The following is a 23,432-nucleotide window of genomic DNA, read 5'->3' on the forward strand; positions in this document are numbered from 1 at the left end:
AAAAAATACACTGCAAATGATAATTATTTTTATTATCAATTCAAGTTTTAAGAAGTAAACCTAATTTGTTGTTTTTTATTGTTTAAAATAATTAAAAGTCAAAACAAATAAATAACATGTTGTTTTTTAAAATTTTATTAAATTTAAATTAATTATAATAATTTTAGGTAAAGAAGTGCACAGCTCAGTGCACTTCAAACTCTGCCTCTGCTGGGTCAAAACGCCATGTACGCACAATGCGTAACTCAGAAATATCCTTCATTTTGGCATCAAATCCACCGAATGGTGCGGCTTTACGCACCGACGCTTTTGCAGCCTCATCAAGCATCTCATGGCCTGAACTATCAATCAGACGAATGGCACGGATACCTCCTGATGCATTTAGAATCACCATTAAACGCACTTCACCCGCCAGTCTCTGCTGCTTAGCTGCTTCCGGATAGTAACGGTTGCCATAAAATTCTACTTTCTGACGGAACTTTTCAAGATAGGCTGCCGAAATATCTTGCTTGGCTTGAATCCCATCGACTGTTTTAATTTTTTGCTGACGGCTAAAGTTTTGTTGGCGTTGTAAATATTGCGCTTCAAGGCTGGCCACCATTGCTGCTTTGGCTTGAAACTGACTGTTCATTTCTTCCATGGCTTTTTTGCGCTGGTTATCCTCAGCTTGTTTTTGCCAACTTAAAGTCGTCATTAACAGTTTTTCTTCAAAATTCAGCTCACGTTTTTGTTGGATCTGTTCTAAAGTTTCACGCTGCTGTTCGCCTGTACTTTGCTCAAGCATCGGTGCGGGCATGTCACTCGACATGCGATGTGACTCACGAAAGGTCCCTGAACCTTGTTGATCGGCTTGTGCTAAAAAATCTGCGTTTTCAATTTTTTGATCAGAAGGACGCAAGGTAACCGCAATTTCTTTCACTGCCGCATCATTTTCTTGAGGCATCGCAAATTGCAAAGTCAAAATCACGAGATGCAAAAACACCGCCAGCACAACGGTCGCTGTAAAAATTGGGTCTTTCCACCAATCATGAGCCAAAGGCATTACATTTATTTTTCTAAGCATCACACCAAACCGACAATTTGTCTTGTTCCCCAAAGCGCAGGCGCGCAGTATAAAATAGACACAGTCTTCATTTTATTGCGTAGAATGAGACCTTGTGCCATTTAGATTCACTGTTTCATAAAATCATGAAAATGGTGCAATTAATTTTGCTAAACTGCAAGGTTCATGAGCAGTATTTTTCAAACATTTCGACCAGAGATCTGATCGCTCAAACACGTTGATTCGCTAGGATGCCTTTATATGCAAACGCTTATTTCCAACATTTCAAATCGTTTACGCCAAGTTTATCAAAAGGCTGAAGGATTTATTGAGGATGAGCGCGAGTTTCCAATGTCTCAAGTCTTTTTAAATGCCACTTTTCAACGTTTTGTGACCGACAACGTGAGAATGTTGAAAGACCTGCATGCCGACTTACATGATGATTGGTTACGTTTATATGCCACGCTAGACTATAACGGGCTCAAACTCACGCTTTCGGTAGATTTGAAACTGGCACAAATGGAGTTAAATAAAAAAACGCAGTTGATCGTATTTGAACAAATCAGTGACACCAGTGTGCTGGATGCTGAATACCCAACGGTATTTCATAAAATTGGCGTGCGCTGTGCCCTATTCTTTTATCAAAAAGTCCTGAACCAAGACCCCTTAGGCATGATTTTAGAAAAACTGAATGTGATTAAAGTCAAAGATGATCTGCTGCATTTGGATCTGAATCGCTGGTTAGGAAAAAATCGTTCTATTATCGATACCTTAGGTAAAGTCCATGTCAATCATGCCGTGTTACGTGAAGCAGAATTAGTAGTAATCGGTAATGTCAACTTAACGGCATTGTTCAATAAGTTTTCGCAAACCTCGATCGATGACTTGATTGAACCTAATCTAGACGAAAGCACGGTCTCGCCAATTCGACAAAAATAACTCGGGATGCTGCGACTAAAATGTGACTTAAGGTGGGTAAAAGAAACATAAAACTACAGTTTGCCCTATGTTTCGAATTTTTTCTTCATAATCAACGTGCATAATATTTCTATGCAAAAAATTTGTGCCTACAACTGAATAGGAAACTTTTTCTTATGGCTAAATCAATGTTGAAAACAGTCGCAATGGCAACAGGTGTCAGCACCTTGCTCTTTGTCGGTTTCTCAAGTCAAACCTTTGCCATGAGTCCATTCCAAGCCAGTTATCAATTTAACTATAATGGCAAAAACATGGGCTCAGCGACACGTACGCTATCGAAATCGGGCAACAACTGGAACTATGTCTTTGCAGCCAAAGCTGGTGGTATCGCCTCTGCAACCGAAAGCAGTCGCTTTAGTTTTAATGGTAAGCAAATTCAGTCCAGCAGTTTTAGCCGTAGTAGTAAAATTTTGGTGCATAACAACACCATGAGTATTAACTTCAATCCAGCTGCAAAAACCATCAATACCAAGAAGGACAAAGAAGCACGTTCTTTCGCTTGGAAAGCCGGCGTGCTGGATGAACTGAATGCTGAATTACAACTTCGGGAAGACATCAAAAATGGCGGTTTAAAATCGACTTATTATTTGGCCGATGCCAAAGAAGTGGAAGCACGTAAATTTGTGAAGCAAGGTTCTGAATCAATCAAAACCGATTATGGCACCTTTGACACCATTAAAGTGGTCATGAAACATGACAAACCTGGTCGCGAAACTATTTTCTGGTTAGCACCTAAATTAGACTATCTTCCAGTCAAAGTCAGCCATGTGGATAAGAAAACATCCTATGGATTGCTATTAACGGGTTATAAAGGTGCAAGCAATTAGTCATTTTGACGAATTTTACTTGCATTTTTTCAGGTGCTTCCTAAAATACGCTTTTGCTTGAAAAAGCACCTGCCCCTAGAGGATTCTCCCGTGTACGCACTAGAACAGAAAATCTTAAGCGAAGGTATCGTTCTATCTGATGAAGTTCTGAAAGTTGATGCTTTCTTAAACCACCAAATTGATCCGGTTATGATGCAATTAATCGGTAAAGAATTTGCTGCTCGTTTTAAAGATGCAGGCATCACTAAAATCATCACGATTGAAGCATCAGGTATCGCACCTGCAATCATGGCAGGTTTAGAACTGGGCGTGCCCGTTATTTTTGCGCGTAAATACCAATCTTTAACCTTAAAAGATGACCTTTACCGCTCAAAAGTCTTTTCGTTTACCAAGCAAACGGAAAGCACGATTGCAATTTCAAATAAGCACATCAGTTCAGCAGACAAAGCCCTCGTGATTGATGACTTCTTGGCCAATGGTCAAGCGGCATTGGGTCTGATTGACTTAATTCACCAAGCGAAAGCAGAAGTTGTAGGCGTCGGTATTGTGATTGAAAAATCATTCCAACCTGGTCGTGACATTTTGCTTGAAAAAGGCTACCGCGTTGAATCTTTGGCACGCGTAAAGTCATTGGCAAATGGTACTGTTGAATTTGTTCGTGACTAATCACGGCGTTTAACTTCAAAAAAGAGCACTTCAGGTGCTCTTTTTTTGTCACTCACATGACCCGCGGGTCATCCACATGTAAATGCCACATTTGCGCTGTAGGTTATTTTTAATTTAAAGTAAAAATATATCGTTTTTTTTCAATTTAATTACACATTGAAGTTGGAGAAATGCGATTTATATAGCATGATCAAATCTAAAAGGTAATGTCCACTTTCTAAGAGTAAAACAAACAAAGACTAAATTGGATACTATTTTATAGAGATACCGAATTGAATGATAAACAAGAATCAATTAACTGAACGATCATTTACCCCAAGCCAATTATCTGGCTTTGATGGCGCGCACTCCATTCAACTCCCCGTAGACTTCATTCATGACTTGAGTAAAGCAGACTCCTTACAAGCTGTTCTAGATACCATTGCTTACTGGATTTCTCACGTGTTTGATGCGGATCGGGCCAGTATTACCCTGCAAGATACTGAAGAATATCTCAAGCTGTATTCGATCTCAGGCAATCATGCGATTCCGATGGATTTTAAAATTCCGATTGGGCAGACTTTTGTCGGACGAGTCTTTGCCCAGTCTCAACTGATCATTTGCGATGACCTCGCTCAGTCGGATGAGCTGGATTGTAAAATGCTTTCCGAGCATGGCATGGGCACCTGTATGGATGCGCCCATGATTCACAATGGCGTGTGTATTGGCACCTTAAATGTGGCAGATCAACGTAAACATCACTACACCCTACAACAAGCGATTCTTTTACAGAGCCTCGCCACATGGTTAGCTTTAAACATTAAACTGCATTTACAAGTTCAAGAAATGGCTGTCTTAGCGTCTACAGATGAACTCACAGGAACCTTTAACCGTCGAGTATTTGTGCAAGAAAGTAATCAAACCATGCAGCACTTCAGTCATACTCTCGTGCCCTTTACGATAGGTATCTTAGATATTGACCATTTTAAACAGCTGAATGACTGTTATGGGCATACCGCAGGTGACCATGTGCTGAAAAAGATGGCCAAACAAATCCGTAGCATACTGCGTGACGAGGACTTTTTAGCTCGTATTGGTGGTGAGGAATTTGCGATTATTCTACCCGCCTGCTTAGGTGGTGAAGCTATGCAGGTCTTTAAACGCATCTGTTCAACGATTGAAGCGATGGAAGTGCACTATGAACAAGAAGTGCTGTGTTTCACGGTCAGTATAGGGGTTGCTGAAGTCGGTAAATATGATGCAGATGCAGAGGATGTCTTTAAACGTGCAGATAAAGCCTTGTACTGTGCCAAACAAGCAGGACGAAACCGAATTCACTTTGCCAACTAAACCATATTTAAAAACACAGCATAAAGTACTCAAGAAAATTACAAGTTTAATAAATATTATTGCTGCAAGTTCAACTAAGATTTACTCTAGATTCAGTTGTTTAGATCTTTCAAATTCAAGCGCAAAACACGGTTGTTCTGCGCAACGTCTCATCCACACCGTAAAACGGCTGCCAGCTTCAATCACTGGTCACCCGAATAGGCCAATAGACTATGGAAAATACAATTCTCTGCCCAAAATGTGGCTCTAGTGAGGTTGAAAAACGCAATCACGAGCAACAACTGACTAAAATTGGAGGTGTATTGCTCAGTTCGGCAGGCGCAACTGCTGGTACTGTCGGTGGTGCAGCATCTGGGGCCTCTATTGGCGCTGCCATCGGCGCAGCGGCTGGGCCTCTTGGGGTGATTATGGGTGGCACCATTGGCACTTTTGTCGGCGCAGTCAGTATTGGTGTAACAGGTGGATTTTTAGGACATCGTTTTGGTAAAAAAGCAGGTGTGATTGTCGATAAAAATGTATTTCTTGACTATAAATGTCTCAAGTGCGGTACAAAATTCAAAGAGCAGCATCTGACGCCAGCTCCATAAGAAAAAGCCCATACTTGATGGGCTTTTTTATGTCTCAATGCCTAAGCCTGTAATTTCTTCACAACTTCCCCAAGACGCTTACCTTGAGCTTCGCACAGCACTTTTTCATCTTGGCTCAAGCGCTGATCATGCCGAGGCCCGCTGACATGGCTCGCACCATACGGTGTTCCACCTGTCTTCGTATTTGACAATGCGGGAATAGCATTATTCAACCCTAAAATCATCATGCCATGATGAAACAATGGTGGCAGCATGGTCAACAATGTGCTTTCTTGGCCGCCATGCATCGAACCTGACGAGGTAAACACACAAGCCGGCTTGCCATGCAAAGCTCCATTGAGCCAAAGACTGGTGGTCTGGTCGAGGAAATATTTCATTTCAGAGGCCATGTTACCAAAGCGAGTTGGTGAGCCTAGTGCTAAACCTGCACAGTTCTCCAAATCCGCTAAACTACAATAAATATCGCCTTCTGCAGGAATACTCGGCTCTGCTTCCTTCACCACAGCCGCAATATTCGGCACCGTTCGAATTTTAACTGCAACACCACTGGCTTCAATTCCATTTGCAATCAGATGCGCCATTTCACGGGTACTGCCGTATTTGCTGTAATATAAAACTAAAACATAGGTTTGCATGAATAGAGTTCGGTGACAGAAAAAATAAAACTATACGGTATTTTTCCTATTTTTTGGTTAAGCTTAGGGTGAAAAATGTAGAAAAGATGAAGAAAACAAAAGAGATACTTTGCCTATGTTAGAACAGTACTTAAGAAAACTTCCTTTCTATGAGAAAACTTGGTTTCAGTTCGTTTTATTTGTACTGCGCCGCTTTGAGGCCGATCGATGTCGTGAACAAGCGGGTTCACTAACCTATACCACCCTGTTTGCCGTCGTTCCGATGCTGACCGTTTTTTTGGTGATCATTTCCTCAATCAAAGCGCTTGAACCTGCACGGCAGCAATTACAACAACTGATCTATAGTAATTTTTTACCGAAAACCACGATTGCTTTTGATAAGGCCTTAAATGCGTTTACCGATAAATCCAGTAATTTAACCATTATTGGGATCTTATTTTTATTCGTCACCACTGTCATGATGCTAACCAGCATTGAAAAAGTCTTTAACCGTATTTGGCGAGTCCGCGAAACCCGCGGCGGCATTATTGGTTTTATGCGCTATTGGACCATTATTTCTTTGGGCCCTATTCTACTCGGTAGTGCCTTTGTTATTTCGTCGACGATGGCTTCCCTCAATGTTTTGAGCAATAATTTTGCAGGCTATGAACTCAATGGCGCATTTGTCCTGTGGTTGATTTCTTTCTGCCTAACGGTTTTAGGCTTTTTTATCCTGAATTGGACTATTCCAAACCGAAGTGTCCCGATTAAATCCGCTTTGATTGCAGGCTTATTTAGTGCTGTCGTGTTTGAGCTCCTGAAAAATTTGTTCGGCTTTATCATGTCAAACTTCACCAGTTATGAAGTCGTTTATGGTGCCTTTGCTGCGATTCCTATTTTCTTATTATGGATTTTTTTGTCGTGGAATATTGTCCTGATTGGTGTTGAAATCAGCTACGCGCTCACCGCATTTACTGCCCACAAAGAACAAAAGCGCCATCCTGTGATTATGTTGCTCGACCTGATGGAACTGTTTTATAAAAAGCAACAACACGGACTCAGTGTTTCCGATGATGAAGCTTTAGATGTTTTAGGAAGAGATGAAATTGGACGTTGGCCGAGTTATGTATTAATGCTTGAACAGCAGAACTTAGTTAAACGTACCGATGACAACCAATACGTGCTGGTGCGGAATTTATCCCAAGTCGATTTTTGGAGTTTCTATAGTCAGCTTCCCTATCCATTACCGAAGCGTCGCGACTTAAGCAAGGTGCATCATGACGATCTTTGGATCAAGAAAATTGGGCCAGCCTTAGTAGAATCAGATGATTACTTGGCTGCCAAACTTGCCATTCCGCTGTCTACAATTTTTGATGATAAATCTTAAAACTGCATATAAAAAAACGTGTCCAAGACACGTTTTTTTATATGCTGAATCAAAGCAGTCTGAGCTCAAGCTTACTCTATATTTATTGCAAAGCCACTTTAAATGCCTGTGCATACTGCTTAATTTTGTGATGCAAACTCACCACCATCACACCCATCAACACAAAGCATGTTCCCACCAAAAAGTTGAGTTCCAGATGCTCATTGAGTAACACCACACCAAAACACATCCCGAAGATTGGGGTCAAAAAAGAAAAGACGCCCAACTGTGAGGCCAAATATTTTTTCAACAGCCAAAACCAAATCAGATAACTGGCAAATGACACGACAACGGTATGGAAAAGCAAACTTGTAAGGGATAATACAGACCAGTGAATCGTCGCTTGTCCCATGAAAAAAGCCACAGGGAATAACACTAAAAATGCGATAAACAGCTGATAAAATAAAGTTTGGGTCGCAGGTGCCTCTGCTAGTTTAGTCAGCCGAACAGCAATAGTCGTGGCTGCCCACAACACCCCTGCTAAGAGTGCTAAAACATCACCCCAAAGTGCAGAGCTTGCAGCTGCTTGTGAAACTGCAGGACGAAATAAAAATGCTATCACGATCCCAAAAAATGCACATGCAATGCCCAACCACTGGATAAGTGATAAACGTTCAGCAGGCAACTTCCAGTGCAAACCCAATGCTACAAAAATAGGCGCGGTATACAGCAAAACCACGGTATGCGCCGCGGAGGTAAAACGTAAAGCTTGAGCGACCAGAAAAAATTCTGCTGCAAATAAAAGCCCGACTAAAATTCCTGCGGCTAAGTAGTCTCGCCCCCATAAAGATGTGCCCTTTGCCAGCTTGATCATGGGGTAAACCATGAATGCAGAGAGACCTGAGCGAAGTGCAATTTGCATCACTGCAGAAATATCGGGGGCAGCAAGCTTTAACACCACTTGTTGTAATCCCCACAAAATACACAGCCCAAACATAATCCCTGAAGCTTTACTGTCCAGCGCTTGACGACTACTCACGACCTGCTCCACTGAAAAAGATCAAAGCTCACTATAGATTTGTCTGAAATAAAACATATAATTTAAAACAGACAAGAGATCTTCTTATTCAGGCAATTTCAGCCATGCCCCAACGACAACAAAAAAAGAGCGCGCCACTCAAACAATTACCGACCAATGATGATATTGATAAATTATTGTGGATCAGCTTTCGCGAAGACCCCGCGCAGTCGGTTTATCCCGTGCATGGACATGCATGGGGCGAATTTGTATATGCCTTTAATGGCGTGATGGAGGTGAATATCAACCAGATTGACTACCTTACCCCGCCACCTTATGGCATTTGGCTCCCCCCCAATGTGGCTCATAGCAGCTTAAATCGTACCGATGTTTCACATGGCACCTTGTATATCCATGAAAGCTTATGCACTCATCTGCCTCAACAAGCCGGTATTATGCTCAGCTCACCTTTGGTCTCGGCACTATTTAAGCATTTGAGACAACATAGCCTGCCAGATGATGCACCTGAACATATACGCTTACTCTATGTCTTGCTTGACCAATTACACCATGCAGAATTGGTCAGTAGCTATTTACCGCACTCTGAACACCCGACCCTGAAAAGTATTTTAGATTTTTTACATCTACATCCTGCGGACAACAGTTCTTTGCAACAACTGGCAGTACAGCACAATATGACTGAACGCACACTCGCACGTTATAGTCAAAAAGAACTTGGCATGTCCTTGAATGAATGGCGACAGCGCTTAAAAGTCATGAAAGCCATGAGCATGCTGACAGAGGGGAAAAAGGTCGAAAGTATCGCGCTGGATTTGGGCTATGCCAATGCATCGGCCTTTATTAATATGTTTAAACGCTGGATGGTATATACTCCCGATCAGTTCCGTAAACTGTACCATAGCCACCAACAGCGCTAAAAAAAGATCACCGAAGTGATCTTTTTGAATGATGGGCTTTGAAAGCCTGTAAATTAAGCTTGAACAAAGGTATTCCACGAATAGTCTTGGTTTTTGCCTTTTAGAGTCATTTTCAACTGCTCACCCGCCTGTAGTGCAGCCACCCCAGCAGGTGTCCCTGTCATGACCACATCGCCAGCTTCCAAAGTGAAGACTTGGCTAATATCGGCCAGCAAGGTGCCTATGTCAAAAATTAAGTGTGCAGTGTTGCCCGCTTGGCGCAGCTCATCATTGACATGAAAACTGTAATGCACATCATCCCAGTCCTGTACCACATCGGAAACAGCAACCCAGTCTGCCAGTACACACGAACCATCAAAGGCTTTGGCACGTTCCCAAGGCTGGCCTTTGGTTTTCAAGTCATCTTGCAAGTCACGCAAGGTTAAGTCCAAACCTAAAGTCACAGCCCCCACTGCTTGCAGGGCTTGAGCTGGATCGGCTGCTTTGCTTAGGCGATGGTCTATGCGTAAAACCAGTTCACATTCATAATGGCAGCTGCCCCATGCAGGATTCCAAGAGATGCCCGCATCTAAACTGAGCAAACTGCTCGGTGGTTTGATAAATAAAACCGGACGATCAGGAATCGAATTGCCTAATTCTTTGGCATGGTCTGCATAACTACGACCGACACAGACAATTTTAGATGGACGTGTACTCATGATCTTCCTCTGATTTTTTGATGGTGTTATGGAACAAAATGCTTATTTTTTGAAAGTATTTTCAAATTTTGCTTGATCCGCACTATCGACCAACGCACGCTTAGGCACAATCACCACAGTACGGTTTTTCAGCTCAAGCATATAGGTTAGCTTGCCACTGGCAAACTTTTGCACTTCATTATAATGGACCACTTGCTTGCGACCATTGGCATAAATTTCCGCATAATCTTGGTATAAATCGATGCCTTGCTCACTTTTACCAAACTGATATTTCACAAATTGGCGCTTAAACATCATCGGCAGGAACCAATAGCGCATGAGAATTTGTAAAACCAAGAAAAATATACCCAATGCCACATAGTAGCGACCGACACCTGAAAAGCCGAGCATAAAGCCCCACACAATAATCCCGACACTAATCAACGGCGTGATAAAACGTGTCATTTGCTTTTTACCAAAGGTCGCTAAGGCAAAACCATCTTGGGACTCTTCTAAAGTAAGGAAATAACGTGTCGATAATGCAGGCTTGTTCTCTGACATAGGGTCATATCAAATAGCTAAAAATATTGTGCTCAATACTACAACACAATCGGTCATTTTTTTAGGACTTTAGCAGATCGATGTTGATTAGTGGCGATCCACTTAAGCCGAGGCCATACCGATATCAGAACCACAGCATAAAACTAAGATGTAAGAAACAACTGAATAACTACGGCAAAAGATTCATCCCTGCTATGAATTTCTACTGAACAAAACGTACAAGCACAAAAAAACCGCAACATGTGCGGTTTTTTCAATATTTATCAATTTGGTGCGCTCAGAGAGATTCGAACTCCCGACCCCTTAGTTCGTAGCCAAGTGCTCTATCCAGCTGAGCTATGAGCGCGACGTCTTGATGGGGTGAATTATACGTGAATCTTATTTTTTGTTAAGTTTTATTTTCATAAAAGCCGATCAACTGCCCAGTTATTAAGCATAGTGGGTATAAAACGCTGCATAAACCAACAGATTGATCGTTGCATACGAAAATAGCTAGGGAATCACGCAAGAATAGCGCTTTATTTATATCAAATTTTTCTTGAAGAACCACTTTCTCAAGTCAAGCACTTCATTTTTTACAGACACAAAAAAACCGCAACATGTGCGGTTGATTGTTCAAGTTGGTGCGCTCAGAGAGATTCGAACTCCCGACCCCTTAGTTCGTAGCCAAGTGCTCTATCCAGCTGAGCTATGAGCGCATTACTTGTGTGCCAATTCAGGCGATACGTTACATACAGTTTACTTATTGGTGCGCTCAGAGAGATTCGAACTCCCGACCCCTTAGTTCGTAGCCAAGTGCTCTATCCAGCTGAGCTATGAGCGCGACATAAGTAAAGTTGGCGGTGAGAGAGGGATTCGAACCCTCGGTACAGTTACCCGTACGCATCCTTAGCAGGGATGTGGTTTCAGCCACTCACCCATCTCACCGTAACGTGCGGCCATAATACAAACTTCATGCTAGCACTGCAAGCACAGACACTCAATTTTTTGCATATTTTCGTTCAATTAAATACTTTTTAAACAATTTAGGGTGGATTCATCCGAATTTATTCTTTTCTGTACATCTGCATGTTGAATAAAACAGCAGATATTCTAAATTGCCGACATAAAACACAATATTGCAATCATTTGCGTGCAGTCTGTCTTCGCATGACTTATGCTAATCCTATCTACTGACATACAGCCAAAGACATTATGAAAAATTGGGTCGATCCTGAAGCAAAAGCTGAAGCTGAACGTTATGACAACCCTATTCCGAGCCGTACGCTCATTTTAGAAACCATCGAAGAAAAAAAGACGGCTTTATCGCATGCGGACTTGGTCGAAATTTTTGAAATTGCAGATCAAAAAAGCATTGAAGCGCTCAGCCATCGCTTAATTGCGATGGTTCGTGATGGCCAACTGATGAAAGATGGCTTCAAGTTTCAAATTGCCGAAGAGCAACCTGAACATGAAGCAACGGTTTACATCAACAGTAAAGGCTTTGGCACGGCGAATATTGCAGGTCATGAAGACTTACTTCTACCTGAACGCGAACTACGCCAAGTGTTTAATGGTGACCGTGTTAAAGTGCGTCAAACCTCAGTAGACCGCAAAGGTAAAGCTTGGGGCTTTATTACTGAGGTAGTGCAACACCGTGTGAAGCAAATCATTGGTAAAGTATCAATACATGACGGTGAATACTTTATTCAACCAGCAAATCCGAATGCGCACCAACCGATTACTTTAGAAAAAGAGTTAATCGAACATGCACAAGTCAAAGTGGGCGATTCGGTTCGTGTCGCAATTGATGACTACCCAACCAAAGATGAGTTGGCCACAGGTCATATTGTGCAATCGATGGCAGACAAGTCCGACACTGAAATTATTATTCCGCAAACCATTTTAGAGTTTGGTTTGCCTTATGAATTCCCAGAAGAAGTCATTAAAGAAGCAGAAAGCTTTAAAGAGCCTTCAGCGCAAGACCGTGAAGGTCGTATTGACCTACGCGATTTAGCCTTAGTCACTATTGATGGTGAAGATGCACGCGACTTCGATGACGCGGTCTATGCAGAAAAACGTCCAGGCGGCGGTTACCGTGTGGTGGTGGCTATTGCAGATGTCAGTCACTATGTCCGTTCAGGCAAACCACTGGATGATGAAGCTCAAGAACGGGGTACATCGGTGTATTTCCCGCACTTTGTTTTACCGATGTTGCCTGAAGCTCTTTCGAATGGCTTATGTTCACTCAATCCGCATGTGGACCGTCTATGTATGGTCTGTGATTTAAACCTGTCACGTGCCGGTCGCGTCACCAAGTTTGAGTTCTACCCGTCTGTGATGCATTCAAAGGCACGTTTAACCTATACCAATGTTGCCCAGTACTTTGAAGGCGACAGCAGTGCCATTCCTGAAGACCGTGATGTGCGCAAATCCTTGAACACCCTGTTCCAACTCTATCAAGTCCTCAAAGGTTTACGTGCAGAACGTCATGCTATGGAATTTGAAACCGTTGAAACTTATATGACATTTGATGAGCTGGGCGGCATTAAGGAAATTTTACCGCGTACGCGTAATGATGCGCATAAACTGATTGAAGAATGTATGTTGTTGGCAAACGTGGCAGCGGCTGAATATGCGCTACAACATGATGTGCCAATGTTATACCGTATTCATGAACCACCTGAGTTTTCACGTATTCAAAAAGTACGCGACTTTGTCAAACTGCTCGGTCTATCGTTCCCAGAACAGCCGACTCAGAAAGACTACCAAGCCGTGATTGATGCAACCAAAGACCGTATTGATGCTCCAAGTATTCATGCCGTGCTGTTACGTTCAATGATGCAAGCCTACTACGGCGCGAATAACGCAGGTCACTTTGGTTTGGCATATGAAGCGTATACGCACTTCACTTCTCCAATTCGTCGCTACCCAGACTTGTTGTTACACCGCGCCATTAAAGCCAAGTTAAAACATAAACCTGCACCTCTTTCAGGGGCTGCTTTGGATGATGCTGGTCAACATTTCTCGGCGACTGAACGTCGTGCAGATGAAGCGTCTCGCTCTGTCACCACATGGTTGAAATGTCATTATATGCAGCAGCATTTAGGTGAAGAGTTTGTCGGCACCATTTCTGCCGTAGCGGAATTTGGTCTGTTTGTGACGCTCAAAGACTTATATGTTGACGGCATGATCCATGTCAGCCAACTGGGTGATGACTACTTTGTCTATGACCAACCAAGTCAGAGCTTGATTGGGCAGGCACGTGGTCAAAGCTTTAGCTTGGGCGATGAAGTTAAAATCAAAGTTGCAGCAGTGAATTTAGAAGACCGCAAAATTGATTTTGAATTATTGCAGCAACTCTCACATGGTGGTCGGCCCATACGTAGTCGAGCGCCCCGTGTTGGCAAAGCCAAAACAGCACGAAGCGAAAGTAAAGAAGAAGTCTTTAGCGAGTCGACAAACGCCTCTCCCAGTAACAACGGAGACCAGCCCATACGACGCAAAAAAGATAAATCCCAACCTAGCTCCTACAGCAAAAAGCCTGGTAAAAAATCTTCATCAAAGTCTGAAACAAAGGTTAAAGATAAAGTGAAGAAAAAGTCGAAACCTAAAAAGAAAAAATCAAATGCAAAAGCGAAAACTGAGTAAATGATGAAAAAGGTGCTAGGGCTTAATGTGTCCTAGCACCTTTTTTCATAGGGCCAACATGAATTTTTTGCGTTTATTTTTAAGCAAACCCATCAGCCAATACCATCCCCTGCTTTATTTCATGGCCACGCGTAGCCGACGTATGAGGCGCTATTGGCAGTGGAAAATAGATGGGAAAGACTATGCCCATTCATTTTCTGACGTCCCTTTGGCTTTTCGCGTCAAAAAGCATCAGTCCGTTCTGATTCGTAAATTAGGCGACAGCGATCAACACTGGCAACACAATAAAGTCATCAATCTCAAAATTGCCAGTCCGTGTATTTCCGGAATTTTAATCCATCCACAACAAACGTTTTCTTTTTGTCAGTTGGTGGGACAACCAACAACTCAAAAAGGCTATGTCGAGGGAATGGAACTCAGCTTTGGTCAAGCACGCGGTGGTATTGGCGGCGGTATTTGCCAAATTGCCAATCTCATTCACTGGCTTGTCTTACATAGCCCACTACAAGTGGTACAACGTTCACAGCATTCCTTTGATCCTTTTCCAGATCATGGTCGAGTGCTCCCTTTTGGGAGTGGCGCTGCTATTTTTTATAACTATATTGATTATCAATTTTACAACCCCACCCCGCATAGCTTTCAAATTCGGCTGTGGTTTAGTGAGAAATGTTTAGAAGGTGAACTGCGTTGCTCTGCCGATTTAGGCTATGTCTACCATGTGTTTGAACAACAGCATGCCTTCCTAAAAATCGGGACGGATTACTATCGTCAAAACGAAATTTGGCGACACCGTAAAGAAAAATATAAAAGCGGTGAAATCTTAGCAACTGAATGTATGACCCGTAACTTTGCCAAAGTGCTTTATCAGCCCTCACGCATTGATCAGCACTACCCTTCATGGGCTGAATTTCAAGCGGCGCAAAACATCAAAACCAATTAAAACTTGATTTCCCACGGCATCACCCTTACATCTAGTGATAACTGAACATTTAATTTGGCTTAAACGCATGACATTAGAAAAAGCAACCTTGCCTGTTCCACAGTTTGATCAAATCACCTTAGTACAACTCCAACAGCAGATCGAACAAGCCATTCAACAGGGTCAAAGTTTTTTAAAAGACCTGAGCGAAGTCCCTAAATCGATTCAGGCACAGCTTGCGGTCTTAGAACAAGTTGATCATTTAGAAAATAATATGAGTGAAGCATGGGGCGTGCTGTCCCACCTCAATGCCGTGATGAACAATGCTGAAACTCGTGAGGTGTACCAGTCACTATTACCAAGCTTAAGTGAATACTATACCGAGTTAGGTCAACACACAGCGCTGTATCAAACCTATCAACACATTCATGATGCTGCGCAATTTGATCACCTCCCTGAAGCCCAACAAAGTGCGATTAAACTTGCACTGCGCGACTTCAAACTATCGGGTGTGGCTTTAGAAGGTGAAGCCAAAAAACGTTATGCAGAAATTTCGGCACGTTTATCACAACTGTCTTCAGACTTTTCCAACCATGTTCTGGATGCAACCCAAGCCTATTTCAAACCTTTAGCGGAACACGAACTGGCAGGCTTACCCCAAAGCAGTGTTGAGCTGTTAAAACAATATGGTCAGCAGCGCGAACTGGATCAACCCGTTGCCACTTTAGACTTCCCGTCGTATCTGGCAATTATGACCTACGCGGAAAACCGTCCTTTACGCGAAGAACTGTATCGTGCCTATACCACACGTGCATCTGATCAGTCTGAACACGCTGAGTTTGACAACACCGCGGCGATGGAAGAAATTTTAAGCCTGCGTCAGGAAATGGCTGCACTGTTAGGTTTCAACAACTACGCCGAGCTTTCATTGGCCAGTAAAATGGCGCCAAATGTAGCAACGGTGGATCAATTCTTACGTGATTTAGCTGAACATTCACGCGCCCCTGCACTCAAAGAAGTGGCGGAGCTGAAAGCTATTGCTGCTGAAGACGGCATTAAGGATTTAAAACCGTGGGACAGCACGTATTATTCGGAAAAACTGAAAGTCCAACAGTTCAATTTATCTCAAGAAGCACTCAAGCCCTACTTCCCTGCACCCAAGATTTTGCAGGGCTTATTTAGCATTGTGAATCGCCTTTATGGGATTCAAATTGTGGAGCGTGAAGCCCCCGTTTGGCACTCAGATGCACGCTATTTTGAACTCGAAGATCAAGGCGCAGTGGTCGGTGGATTCTACTTTGACCTCTATGCGCGTCAGGGCAAACGTGGCGGCGCATGGATGAGTGGTTTCCGCTCTCGCACCCAAACAACGCACGGCCTACAAAAACCGATTTGCTATATGGTGTGTAACTTTACGCCACCTGTGGGGGATCAAGCAGCGCTGCTGACCCATGATGAAGTGATTACCTTGTTCCATGAATTTGGACATGGTTTACATCATATGTTGACAGAAGTTGATAATATTGCGGTTGCGGGGACACACGGTGTGGCATGGGATGCGGTGGAGTTGCCAAGCCAATTCATGGAGTTTTGGGCATGGGATAACGAAAGCTTAGACCTGCTCAGTGCACATATTGAGACCCAAGAAACCTTACCAGAAAGTCTACTGAAAGCCTTGCTGGATGCGCGTTTCTTCCAATCCGGCATGCAAAGTCTACGTCAAATCGAGTTTGCCCTGTTCGACCTCAGCATTCATAAAGCAGCTCCTGCTTTGAAAGCGGATCAAATCCAAGCCACCTTAAACCAGATCCGTGCACAATATGCTGTTTTAGAGACCACGCCTTATAACCGCTTCCAGCATAGCTTCAGCCATATTTTCGCAGGCGGCTATGCAGCAGGTTATTATTCTTATAAATGGGCGGAAGTTTTGGCCAGTGATGCCTTCGATCGTTTCGAAAATGAAGGGATTTTTAATACTGCCACTGGAAAAGAATTTCGCCAGTTTATTCTAGCAGTTGGCGGAAAAGATACAGCGCTTGATGCATTTATCAATTTCCGTGGACGCGAGCCAAAAATAGATGCTTTACTTCGTCATCAAGGTTGGACGAACCGCTAAAAAAGTGAGTAAACTAGGCGCCTAAATTGTTCAGAAGGTAAGTCTAATGACTATTAAACGTCGTTTCATTGCAGGTGCAAAATGTCCTAAATGTCAGGCGATGGATCGAGTTGTTATGCTTACCTCGAATGACGATGAATGGATTGAATGTATCGACTGTGGTTATTCTGAGAATCGTCCAACTCATGTAGACGAGCCTCAGATCCCCGCTATCCCTGACGAGGTTGGGGTCATTCAATTTAAACCACGTCAATCCAAAGAATAAAGGTTGAATCGAATGTCGTCCGTACAACACAACAACCCTAAATTACTCTGGGGTATTACAGCAGGTTTGGTCGCAATCATTGCGATTTTTGCACTTTATCAATGGTTGTTTGCTGCACAAGAGTCTACAACACCAGTGCACCAAGCGGAGTTGATCCAACCGACCGTGAAGGCGCTTCCAGAAGCTGAAAAAGCAGCTTCGACCGCCATGGCTGACAACACCATTAAATTGGTCGAAGAAGATATTTTAAAAGCACCTGTCCCTGAAAATGCCTCACTTGCCAAAGAAGAAGTGGCGAAACTAGAAGATATTCAAAGCCAGTTGAAGGAACAGGAAAAGAGCTTGCAAGCACAGCACAAAGATGCCGATGAACTGGTAAAGCTCAAAGAAGAACAAATTAAACTGTTAGAAGCCCAATTGGCCGCTCAGTAAAATACGGTTGTTATTTTAAAGACGTTAGCCTATCGACGGATACGCTAACGTCTTTTTTTGCCCTGTTGCTTCATCCACCTTTTCAATCAGCGCAAAGCCATTACACAACTCATCATCTCTTTTGAACCACCTCCACTAATAAAGTCGCTAGTCGCTATACATCACAACCCCTAGCTCATGCCAAGGATATCTTTTAGAAGGAGTTTATTTGTCGATTAGCTCTTATCATTGAGCAAGTAAGGGCTGATTTTTTAAGATGGGACGCTTAACAATACCCTTGTACTTTGTTTTGATTTGAGTGGGTAGTCGCTACAAAGAAACCATTTTCCTTAAAATCATCATGAATAAAATCCAAAGCATAAAAAAGCATCCGAAGATGCTTTTTTATGGTCTAACTCAAGTTCACAACTTAGTGATACCAGCCAAATAACTTAAAGAAGTATGGAACATAAGCAATGATCAGCATCGCTGGGAACAACACGATCAAAGGTAAAATCCAACGTTCATAACGATAATAGAAAGATAAATGACGCACTTCCTCATCGGCCTCATTCACCTCGGCATCACCAATGGATTGTCTTGCTAAAAGGTGATTAAGGGCCACAGGTGGTGTCACATAACCCAACTCAAAACCTATCAAGGTGATCATCCAAAAATGGACAGGATGAATACCATATTGATAGGCCACAGGTGCAACCGTCGCAGAAATCAAGATCACGGCGCCAAACGGATCCATAATCATCCCAACAAAGACCATCAACCCCAAAATCAGGGTAATGACCAAGAACGTACTGCTAATATCAGTCGGGAAGAAACTCATTACCTCCGTACGTTCAAGCAATCCGCCCACGCTCACCGACAGTGCCATTAAAATAACCAAAGCACCAATGTGTCCAACGGTTTCACTGGTCGAGATATGCATCGACTTCCAAAAACCGACTTGGCGTAACACGTCCATGGAACTAGATTGAACCACCCCATGATTCACCACTTGTCCATCATCTGCGGCATTACCATGTAGCCCTTCACGGTATTCTGCATGGGCAACTTGAGCCCCAGCCAATGCAGGTTCACCACCCGAGTTATAATTTGCGCTGAGTGTCTCATCCCAATGCCCCACAGCAGGCAAAGGCGCAGGCTGATGACGTAATTTATCAAACAACACGATCATCAATAAAATCACAGGCATCATCACGGGTGCAGTAAATTCATTTAGGTCAGTGTCTAATAAGAATTTATAGAACATCCACGTGAGGACAAAAATCACGATATAAGGCACAACTGCTAAGAAAGCACGCCCTGATTTCGGTGCGGCCAAACTCGGTGCCGCGATGCGGAATTTACTCTCTGCAAAGAAGAGTGAAACCACTAAAAACAGTGTTGAGGTCAGTAAGAACGTGTAAACACCATATTGATAAAGTAAGTCCGTCGTGACTTCTTTGTTTAAGGATGCGACCACCACAATCAATAAGCATGGACGCAAAACTACACCCAACGAACCCGACATTGCCGTTGCAGCCAAAGCAAACTGACGACGTCCACCTGCATTCCAGACTTCTTTATAAATAATCGCCCCTGCTGCAATCACAAAGATCCCTGATGCACCCGTATATGCGGTCGGTAAAGCCGCAGCGATTAAAATCAACCAAGTTAAAGTTTCAGGAGCCAAATTCCATGGACGCAAAATATTTAAGAACAGATCCACGACACGGGTTTGTTTCAACAACATACCCGCCCAAATAAATAGGGCTAAATTCAGGAAAATACTGGAGAATTCAACCAACTGTCCCAAGTAAATCCCTTGCCCCATGGGGTAGTCCATGAAGAAGATAAATGCCACACCTGTAATCACCGCCATGTAGGCATACAGAGGCACACTCAGGAAAGCAAAGCCTAGACGCCCGCCAGCTTTGGCCTCTTTCGGTGGGCTAAACAGCTGCCACACACTTATCAAGGTAAGTACCGAAAACAGAATCATCCACAGCCAATAAATCAGCTGGGTTTCGCCATTCATCGGTACACCCGAGTCTTTGACTGAGTTAAATTGGCTAATGCTCGAGTAAGTTAATAAACCATTACCCAGTGTCATCAGTAGGCTATAAACACGATAATCCAGCTTGGTTGCAGGGCCACGCAAACCAATATGATGGATTTTTAAGGTCGCGCTAATCGCAGCTAAAACCACCATAAAAATTAATAGAATGGCGCGATTTTCTGTTCCGAATTTAAAAATACCAAAAAAAGTGGTTTCAAAATTACGATAGGCACGAATACTTGGGTGTGCCTCCATATGTTGCATGGCTTTATCATAAAACTGATACTTTTCTTCACACTGCTGCACACCTGCCAAAATGGACGCACGCACATCCGCTTCCGAAGCCGTACCAAAGAAGTCGGCGAACTCATCTGCAGCGTTGGCTTGCATTTGGGTTTTGACCAAAGCATCCACATTCGGCTGACGATTACACTCTGGCTTGGCTGGCTCTGCCCTTAAAAAAGAATACTGCATACCTGTGGCTGGATCGCCATATAAGCGCTCGCCCATACGTAGCAATTGGCCATGGATCATTTCACCTGTACCAATTAATAGCGTAAGTAACAGTAAAATCAGAATGACAAAAGTAGAAATCCACTCGGTCCATATATACTTCAGCAGATCGAGTCCTGATCTGCGCTGTCCATGATTCTGCATGTTGTTTCCTATTTTTATTACCGTTCTGTCCAGCGCAATACACCGTAGAACCTGTCGTTTTAGTCGGCTCGAGCTTGTCCTTTCTCTATGCCTTTAGATTTTTGTTTTGTTTATCTTTGCATCAAATTTATATTTTTGAATATGACAATCTGGATTTTCTTTTTAAAATTTAGGTCAATCCTCTATTCATCAAATAGATTTACCCCGATTAAATACAAAGCTGCAATCACAATTCCCCAGATCACGCCCAACAAATGTGCTTCGACCAAAACTGGACTCCCGATCAGTTCAGCCGTAGTACTCTCACCAAAGGTATTTTCCCAAATCAGTTTGCCTAAAATGAGAAACAACACCAAACTCGCAAACATCCGTTCTTTACGGTACAGCAAATGGACAATGGCTATGGCAGTGAACATTCCATGCAGCACACCAGACAGCCCAGCATAGGCTTCAATATCCGCCAAAAAATAATAAAAACTCAGACTAATCAGCGGCGGTAAAATCAGCAATAACGCCACAAAATGCCAAACGCGGGCGCGTGGAAAAATAAAAGGCAAACACATAAAAGCCAGCATATTGAGTGCAAAATGGATCCAACCCACATGCACCCAGTGCGCGGTCCACAAGCGCCAAACTTCAGGAAAAATATCCACTCGCCAATAAATAAATTGATCTTTAAAAATCTGTAGGCATGCCGAGATCGATACGACAAACGCTATCAAAATAATTTTTCGAGTCAGAAATTGATCATGCATCACATGTCCTTATTGTGTTGCTCATTCATTTATTGTTATTTTTTCTGCGCTTCGGCTCAGTTTAAAATTGGTTAACTTTCACGAAACAACTCATCTAGCTCAGAACGGTCTTCTTTTTCATCCCAGAAATGCGCCATACCACCATCCCCAGTTCGTGTTCCCGTGTGTTCAGTCCAATAACGATCCGAAATCCCCTGAACCATACTCGAGGCCATACTATCAATCAGTTTAAATTGTGGATTACTCTGTTTTTCATCGCTATAAGAGCCCGCATAACTTTTCAATGCATCACGAATCTTGGCATCGTCACCACTGGCTTGGGCAGCCACAGCATACATTGCATGAGATAAACGAACCCCTTTTTGCTCTCCAATTTGCATCGATTGTTTCAAGGTCTGATACGGATCAGGTTTACCTTCACCCGCACCTGGCAATAAGGTCCAAATCACCGCACGTGTTGCATTCGGCGCACCCCAAAACTTTTCATTGTCTAGACACACCATCCCACGTTCAACAATAGCCGCAATGTCTTTAGGAACATTGACTGCACCACCTGAGTTAATATCATTGGTCATGGCTTGTAGCCCACTCAGCATTCCCAGCAGATACACAGTTTGATCCAAATCGCTGTTCATTTTTGGACAGCCTTCACCCAATGGTTTCTTATATTTCTTTTCCCAGCGGTTTTGAAAAAGCTGATAGCCAGTATATTGGCGTTGTGCCGCAGTCGCCGCCCAACGCTTTTGTTCAATTCGAGCATCCTGTGCTTCAGAGACATTGCCTGCTTTCGAGGCACGCAAATAACGTAACTCAGCCTCAAGTGCCTGATTTTCCGCACAAATACCCGATGCTGAATAAAGTAGAACCGCCACACGGGTTGGATCTGCCCCCATGTCTTTGGTCGACATAATCGCTGGAGTCAAAGCATTGCCTGAGTTACACACCATCTCCGCGTCTTCCATGGCTAAAATAGGCGGTACTATATGTTTTTCACTAAACCCAAGCGCAACATTGGCACCTGTTTTAACCACTTGTGAACAACCCGAAAATAATAAACTTGTAAGCGCTACAACAGCCACACCTTGGCCTATTTTTTGGACTTGCGACATTTTCCTGTCCTCTATTTGTATAATTGTATGTGTCCATGCTGACAAACATAGCAGAAGCATTTTCCGAAGAAAAGAGTATTTACTCTAAATTAGACCACTACTCTGCCATGAAATAAAAAGCGGAAAATTGACTAAAATGACGCCTCAACTTTTTTTTAGGCAAAAAAAAGTAGCATAGCGACGGTTCGGCACATGCTACTTATCAACTGGGAAGCCTAGCTAGGCTTTGTTTGGTGCAAATCGTTCCTTCAGCACAGTTCCTAATCGTCCTATAACAATCGCTAACACAATTGCTACCACTAGAAACATCCAAGTTGGGATCATCATACGATTTTCCTTGTTTGCTGTTGGTGATTTGAATGTACATTTTAAGATCAAAAAACTGTAGGAAAGTTGTCTGACAATCCCAAAAAGCACATCAGTTTCTTCAGATATGTCAGACAAAGCAAGACTTTATATATTTATACTTATTATTTTTCAATTACTTAATTAAATTACGCGAGTTAAAATTGTCCAACAATTATTGCATTTTAGTGAGTATTTTCAGAGCTTTCCATTGTGTGATGGGTAACTGATCACACCAAACCAACATCGGTTTTGCTCTAAAGTGTTGAAAATAAATCACAATATAAGCACGATGATCCACAATATGGCTGATTTGCACTCGTTGCACATTGGTTTGTTTCTGAAGTGACAAAGACCAATCACGGCCATCTAAATGCTGAAGCTGAAAATGTTGCGGCCCACGTAGAAAAAACAAATACAGCACAAAGCCTGCAACCAAAGCGATCAGCCACACTCCTAAAGGAAGTAGCTGATACAAGACCAGCATCAGAACGGCATAAATCGACAACTGAAACACATAAGCCAAACGGCTGGGTTTAAGTTGAAAATGACGATGTTCCATTGCA

General features: G+C 42.9%; 20 protein-coding genes, 4 tRNA genes and 2 pseudogenes. 12 read left to right on the top strand and 14 right to left on the bottom strand.

Annotation, left to right across the window (positions count from 1 at the left end):
• Window positions 1-184 precede the first annotated feature (184 nt).
• Window positions 185-1,042: an energy transducer TonB gene (locus tag KVY11_RS06860; RefSeq protein ID WP_062032467.1), complete on the bottom strand. Its 858-nt coding sequence runs from the start codon at window positions 1,040-1,042 to the stop codon at window positions 185-187.
• Between the two features lie 261 nt (window positions 1,043-1,303).
• On the opposite strand from KVY11_RS06860, the gene KVY11_RS06865 reads away from it, so the two are divergent.
• From KVY11_RS06865 to KVY11_RS06885, 5 genes are all read left to right on the top strand, one after another.
• Complete coding sequence (locus tag KVY11_RS06865) at window positions 1,304-1,981, top strand: hypothetical protein (RefSeq protein ID WP_004691240.1); 678 nt, start codon at window positions 1,304-1,306, stop codon at window positions 1,979-1,981.
• Between the two features lie 155 nt (window positions 1,982-2,136).
• The gene (locus tag KVY11_RS06870) at window positions 2,137-2,847 is read left to right on the top strand and encodes a DUF3108 domain-containing protein (protein WP_078426185.1); all 711 of its coding nucleotides are present in this window, start codon (window positions 2,137-2,139) and stop codon (window positions 2,845-2,847) included.
• Between the two features lie 90 nt (window positions 2,848-2,937).
• Window positions 2,938-3,513, top strand: a complete 576-nt coding sequence (locus KVY11_RS06875) for a xanthine phosphoribosyltransferase (protein WP_004691243.1) — start codon at window positions 2,938-2,940, stop codon at window positions 3,511-3,513.
• A gap of 276 nt (window positions 3,514-3,789) precedes the next feature.
• The gene (locus KVY11_RS06880; protein WP_218288521.1) at window positions 3,790-4,842 is read left to right on the top strand and encodes a sensor domain-containing diguanylate cyclase; all 1,053 of its coding nucleotides are present in this window, start codon (window positions 3,790-3,792) and stop codon (window positions 4,840-4,842) included.
• A 212-nt stretch (window positions 4,843-5,054) separates the two neighbouring features.
• The gene (locus tag KVY11_RS06885) at window positions 5,055-5,429 is read left to right on the top strand and encodes a hypothetical protein (RefSeq protein ID WP_087527405.1); all 375 of its coding nucleotides are present in this window, start codon (window positions 5,055-5,057) and stop codon (window positions 5,427-5,429) included.
• A gap of 41 nt (window positions 5,430-5,470) precedes the next feature.
• On the opposite strand, the gene wrbA is transcribed toward KVY11_RS06885, so the two are convergent.
• On the bottom strand, window positions 5,471-6,064 hold the full coding sequence (wrbA, locus tag KVY11_RS06890) for an NAD(P)H:quinone oxidoreductase (protein ID WP_004977858.1): 594 nt from the start codon (window positions 6,062-6,064) through the stop codon (window positions 5,471-5,473).
• 115 nt (window positions 6,065-6,179) lie between these two features.
• On the opposite strand from wrbA, the gene KVY11_RS06895 reads away from it, so the two are divergent.
• Entirely contained in the window at window positions 6,180-7,430 is a 1,251-nt protein-coding gene (locus KVY11_RS06895; protein WP_218288522.1) for a YihY family inner membrane protein, read from the top strand.
• An 82-nt stretch (window positions 7,431-7,512) separates the two neighbouring features.
• On the opposite strand, the gene KVY11_RS06900 is transcribed toward KVY11_RS06895, so the two are convergent.
• Window positions 7,513-8,448: a DMT family transporter gene (locus KVY11_RS06900; protein WP_218288523.1), complete on the bottom strand. Its 936-nt coding sequence runs from the start codon at window positions 8,446-8,448 to the stop codon at window positions 7,513-7,515.
• 104 nt (window positions 8,449-8,552) lie between these two features.
• On the opposite strand from KVY11_RS06900, the gene KVY11_RS06905 reads away from it, so the two are divergent.
• Window positions 8,553-9,365, top strand: coding sequence for a helix-turn-helix domain-containing protein (locus KVY11_RS06905; protein WP_218288524.1), 813 nt, complete (start codon window positions 8,553-8,555; stop codon window positions 9,363-9,365).
• Window positions 9,366-9,418: 53 nt separating this feature from the next.
• Here the strand turns inward: KVY11_RS06905 and KVY11_RS06910 are convergent, their stop codons facing one another.
• The 6 genes from KVY11_RS06910 to KVY11_RS06935 all read right to left on the bottom strand — a co-directional run bounded on the left by KVY11_RS06910 (window position 9,419) and on the right by KVY11_RS06935 (window position 11,530).
• Complete coding sequence (locus tag KVY11_RS06910; protein ID WP_218288525.1) at window positions 9,419-10,063, bottom strand: fumarylacetoacetate hydrolase family protein; 645 nt, start codon at window positions 10,061-10,063, stop codon at window positions 9,419-9,421.
• A 42-nt stretch (window positions 10,064-10,105) separates the two neighbouring features.
• Entirely contained in the window at window positions 10,106-10,603 is a 498-nt protein-coding gene (locus KVY11_RS06915; protein WP_078426179.1) for a YcxB family protein, read from the bottom strand.
• A 269-nt stretch (window positions 10,604-10,872) separates the two neighbouring features.
• Window positions 10,873-10,949 (bottom strand) — tRNA-Arg (locus tag KVY11_RS06920).
• A gap of 275 nt (window positions 10,950-11,224) precedes the next feature.
• Window positions 11,225-11,301 (bottom strand) — tRNA-Arg (locus KVY11_RS06925).
• Window positions 11,302-11,349: 48 nt separating this feature from the next.
• Window positions 11,350-11,426 (bottom strand) — tRNA-Arg (locus KVY11_RS06930).
• A 14-nt stretch (window positions 11,427-11,440) separates the two neighbouring features.
• Window positions 11,441-11,530, bottom strand: a tRNA-Ser gene (locus tag KVY11_RS06935).
• 264 nt (window positions 11,531-11,794) lie between these two features.
• On the opposite strand from KVY11_RS06935, the gene rnr reads away from it, so the two are divergent.
• From rnr to KVY11_RS06960, 5 genes are read left to right on the top strand one after another with little or no spacing between them, the layout of a single operon-like run.
• Window positions 11,795-14,233 carry a ribonuclease R gene (gene rnr, locus KVY11_RS06940; protein WP_218288680.1) on the top strand — a complete coding sequence of 813 codons (2,439 nt, stop codon included), beginning with the start codon at window positions 11,795-11,797 and terminating at the stop codon, window positions 14,231-14,233.
• Between the two features lie 58 nt (window positions 14,234-14,291).
• Window positions 14,292-15,173: a VanW family protein gene (locus KVY11_RS06945; protein WP_218288526.1), complete on the top strand. Its 882-nt coding sequence runs from the start codon at window positions 14,292-14,294 to the stop codon at window positions 15,171-15,173.
• A gap of 52 nt (window positions 15,174-15,225) precedes the next feature.
• Complete coding sequence (locus tag KVY11_RS06950; protein ID WP_218288681.1) at window positions 15,226-17,268, top strand: M3 family metallopeptidase; 2,043 nt, start codon at window positions 15,226-15,228, stop codon at window positions 17,266-17,268.
• Window positions 17,269-17,320: 52 nt separating this feature from the next.
• Entirely contained in the window at window positions 17,321-17,533 is a 213-nt protein-coding gene (locus tag KVY11_RS06955; RefSeq protein WP_171054267.1) for a YheV family putative zinc ribbon protein, read from the top strand.
• A 12-nt stretch (window positions 17,534-17,545) separates the two neighbouring features.
• Window positions 17,546-17,965, top strand: a complete 420-nt coding sequence (locus KVY11_RS06960; protein ID WP_218288527.1) for a hypothetical protein — start codon at window positions 17,546-17,548, stop codon at window positions 17,963-17,965.
• A gap of 409 nt (window positions 17,966-18,374) precedes the next feature.
• Here KVY11_RS06960 and KVY11_RS16700 read toward each other — a convergent pair.
• The 5 genes and pseudogenes from KVY11_RS16700 to KVY11_RS06980 form a co-directional block, all read right to left on the bottom strand.
• Window positions 18,375-18,914, bottom strand: a pseudogene (locus KVY11_RS16700) (TRAP transporter large permease subunit); the annotation flags it as partial.
• A gap of 140 nt (window positions 18,915-19,054) precedes the next feature.
• Window positions 19,055-20,657, bottom strand: a pseudogene (locus KVY11_RS06965) (hypothetical protein); the annotation flags it as partial.
• A gap of 182 nt (window positions 20,658-20,839) precedes the next feature.
• On the bottom strand, window positions 20,840-21,412 hold the full coding sequence (gene rrtA, locus KVY11_RS06970; RefSeq protein ID WP_218288528.1) for a rhombosortase: 573 nt from the start codon (window positions 21,410-21,412) through the stop codon (window positions 20,840-20,842).
• 71 nt (window positions 21,413-21,483) lie between these two features.
• On the bottom strand, window positions 21,484-22,521 hold the full coding sequence (locus tag KVY11_RS06975) for a hypothetical protein (protein ID WP_218288529.1): 1,038 nt from the start codon (window positions 22,519-22,521) through the stop codon (window positions 21,484-21,486).
• Between the two features lie 520 nt (window positions 22,522-23,041).
• Window positions 23,042-23,428 carry a protein YgfX gene (locus KVY11_RS06980; RefSeq protein ID WP_078426173.1) on the bottom strand — a complete coding sequence of 129 codons (387 nt, stop codon included), beginning with the start codon at window positions 23,426-23,428 and terminating at the stop codon, window positions 23,042-23,044.
• Window positions 23,429-23,432 lie beyond the last annotated feature (4 nt).

The organism is Acinetobacter sp. CWB-G5 (assembly GCF_019209785.1).
In the GTDB taxonomy this organism is placed as follows: domain Bacteria; phylum Pseudomonadota; class Gammaproteobacteria; order Pseudomonadales; family Moraxellaceae; genus Acinetobacter; species Acinetobacter johnsonii.